The sequence below is a fragment of the Streptomyces sp. NPDC029292 genome (genome assembly GCF_055569295.1).
The window spans coordinates 1-3224 of sequence record NZ_JBVHXR010000006.1; the positions used below are offsets into that span (position 1 = coordinate 1).

Annotated in this window: 2 protein-coding genes; one reads left to right on the plus strand and one right to left on the minus strand. The window is 69.9% G+C overall.

Going from position 1 to position 3224, the window contains the following annotated elements; all coding sequences use genetic code 11:
- Window positions 1–125: 125 nt before the first annotated feature.
- Window positions 126–2132 carry an RICIN domain-containing protein gene (locus ACZ4WS_RS15190; protein ID WP_467980560.1) on the minus strand — a complete coding sequence of 669 codons (2007 nt, stop codon included), beginning with the start codon at window positions 2130–2132 and terminating at the stop codon, window positions 126–128.
- A 235-nt stretch (window positions 2133–2367) separates the two neighbouring features.
- Between ACZ4WS_RS15190 and ACZ4WS_RS15195 the strand changes: the two genes are divergently transcribed.
- On the plus strand, window positions 2368–3117 hold the full coding sequence (locus ACZ4WS_RS15195; protein ID WP_467980562.1) for an MBL fold metallo-hydrolase: 750 nt from the start codon (window positions 2368–2370) through the stop codon (window positions 3115–3117).
- Window positions 3118–3224: the final 107 nt, after the last annotated feature.

Here is a 3224-nt window from a genome sequence, read left to right on the forward strand (position 1 = left end):
AACCCGCACCACACCCCCACCCCCCCCCCCCCCCCCCCCCCCCCCCCCCTCTCACCCCCCCCCCCCCCCCCCCCCCCCCCCCCCCCCCCCCCCCCCCCCCGGTCTGTCCCGGCGGGAACCTGCGGTCAGTTACGGGTCCACTGCTGGTTGGATCCGCCGTTGCACGACCACAGGTCGATCAGCGTTCCGTTCGCGGTGCCGTTGCCGATCGCGTCCAGGCACAGGCCCGAGACGTTGTTGGTGATGGTGCCGTTGGAGTTGACGGTCCACTTCTGGTTGGTGCCGCCGTTGCAGTCCCAGATCACCACCCGGGTGCCGTTGGCGGTGCCGCTGTTGTAGGCGTCGAGACACTTGTTGCCGTAGACGACGAGTTCGCCGCGCGAGGTGGAGGTGAAGGTCTGGTTCTGGCCTCCGCCGCAGTCCCAGAGTTCGGCCTGGGTGTTGTTGGCGATGGTGCTCTTGAAGAAGTCCAGGCAGCGCCCGGAGCCGGTACCGACGATCGCGGTGCCGTTGGTGCCCGGGATCGCGCGGACGGCGACGGCGTCGATGTCGGGTGCGGTGCCGGACGTCCCGAAGGTCAGCGTGTTCGCGCCCTTCGCCAGGTCGGCGAGGACGGAGACGGTGCGGTACGTGCTCGACGACCCGGTGGGCGGGAAGGCGAGCGTCTGCGCGTACTGGCCGTTGACCTGGAGGGTCGCCTTACGGGCCGTGGAGCCGCTGTTGGCGTACGTGATGTCGATCAGCTTCGTGCCCGCGGCGGCCGTGGTGACGCCGGTGAACGTCGGCGTCGTGGCCGAGGTGGTGTCCTCGTACGTCGTCCCGGCCCCCTCCGTACCGGAGACGGTGAGCAGGACGGCCTCCCCCGCCGGAACGCTGGTGGTGTAACTCGTCGCGTACGAGCCGACGTTGGACGCCGACCACACATTGCGCACCGCGGCGGACGCGGTGGTCAGCCCCATGTCCTGCCAGCGGGCGCTGATGTTCGCCGCGGCCGACGTACGGTTCAGCAGCAGAACCGCGCGCTTGCCGGTGCCGGAGAGGACCTTGCTGTAGACCTGCAGACCGGTGCTGTCCTCGGCGACCTTGACGCCCTGCAGGCCGCGCGCGTCCTGGTCGATGGCGATGACCTCGGAGTTGGTGAGGATGGAGGCGGTCGACGAGCTCATGGTGGCGAGGTTGTTGCCCGCGAGCAGCGGTGCGCCGGAGATCGCCCACAGGCCCATGTGCGTTCGGTTCTGGGCGGCGGTCAGACCACTCATGCCGGCCGTCATCATGTCCGGGTCGTTGTAGTAGCCGGTGTGCTGGGCGGCGGGGTGCAGGGACTTGTCGAAGTTCGCCAGGATGCCGGACATCGTCGGGTTGTCCGGCCAGTAGACGATGTCGGTGCTGGTGCGCCACATGGCGCCCGTACCGGCGGCCCAGTTCCAGGGGTTGCCGGTCCCCCACTCGCACAGCGACAGGACGAGCGAGCGTCCGGTGACGGCGGTCGCCGCCGCGTTCGCGTCGCGGATCGCCTTGTACGTCGTCTCCTGGTCGAGTCCCTCGGCGTCGCCGCCGCACCAGTCGATCTTGACGAAGTCGAAGCCCCAGTTCTGGAAGGTCTCCAGGTCCTGCTGGTTGTGGCCCTCCATCCCGGTGTTGGGCGCGGCGGGCGTCGTCGAGGGGGTCGGGTAGTAGTAACCGCAGCCGTTCTTCCCGGCGTCGGTGTAGATCCCGGCCTTGAGTCCCTTGCTGTGGATGTAGTCGGCGATGGCCTTCATCCCGCCGGGCCACTTGCCGGTGTCGACGCTGATGTTGCCGGCGCTGTCGCGGTCGCCCTGCCACCAGCCCTCGTCGATGTTGACGTACGTGTAGCCGGCGGCGGCCATCCCGGACGACACGAGGGCGTCGGCCTGGGCCTTGATGGTGGCGTAGTCGATGGTGCTGGCGAAGCTGTTCCAGGACGCCCAGCCCATCGGGGCGGGGGTGACCCCGATCTGGTTGGTGCTGACGGCGGTCGGTTCGGCCGTGAGCGGCGCGGCCGAGCGACCGAGTCCGGCCAGTCCGGCGAGGGCCAGACACAGGACGGCGCAGTGGACAGCCGCGCGTCTCAAGAGACGTTTGAGGCACGTGGTGTTCGAAATAGGGGACATGCGGCTCTCCTTTGAGCGGTTTGTTCGCAGACTCGAACAAAAGTCAACGAGACTCGCCATATGCCAGCGCCTTGTCAGTGCTGCGTCAAGACCCTTGCCCGCACGGCCCGTTCACCTTCGGCCACCACGAGCCGCGCCTCCCCGAGGGCGACGGTCGCGCTCCCCCGCACACGCGGTACCTTCGCCCTGACACGGCCCCACTCGGCCGTGAAAGTTCTCAAGCGTCGGGATGGTCATGCGCGAGGATGCGATCGTCGAAGCAGCCGCCGGAGTTCATCTGGTCCACGGCAGCAACACGAACTGGGTCGTCCTGACCGAGGGCGACGCCGTCACCCTGGTCGACACGGGATATCCGGGCGACCGCCAGGAAGTCCTCGCGTCCCTGGACGCCCTCGGCCACGCGCCCGAGGCGGTCAGCGCCGTGCTCATCACGCACGCGCACAACGACCATCTCGGTTCGGCCGAGTACCTCAGCAGCACGTTCGGCGTCCCCGTCTACCTGCACGAGGCGGAACTGCCGCACGCGCGCCGCGAGTTCCTCGATCAGGTGAGCGTGGGGCAGGTGCTGCGCCAGGCGTGGCGCCCCGGTGTGCTGCCCTGGGCGGTGCACGCCATCCGGTCCGGCGGCACGGCGGACGTCCGGATGAGCCGGCCCGAGGCGTTTCCCCAGGAGGGCCCGCTCGATCTGCCCGGCCGTCCCGTCCCGGTGCACACGCCGGGCCACACGGCGGGGCACTCCGTCTTCCACCTGCCGGACGCCGGAGTCCTGATCTCCGGTGACGCCCTGGTCAGCGGGCATCCGACGTCGCGCATACGGGGTCCGCAGTTGCTGCCCGCGATGTTCGACCGCGAACGCGACAGCGCCCTCGCGTCGCTGGCGCGCATCGAGGCCCTCGCGGCGGATGTCCTGCTGCCCGGGCACGGTCCCGTGCACCGCGGCCCGGTGCGCGAGGCGGCGCAACACGCGCAGGAACTGGCTAGTTGATCGCCCCACCTTGGTCGACAGCCCGGCCCTGGTCGCCACGATCCGGCTGGACCGCCTCCAGATAGGCCCGCAGCGCGTCCCGATTGCGGGCCAGGCAGTCGATGCGC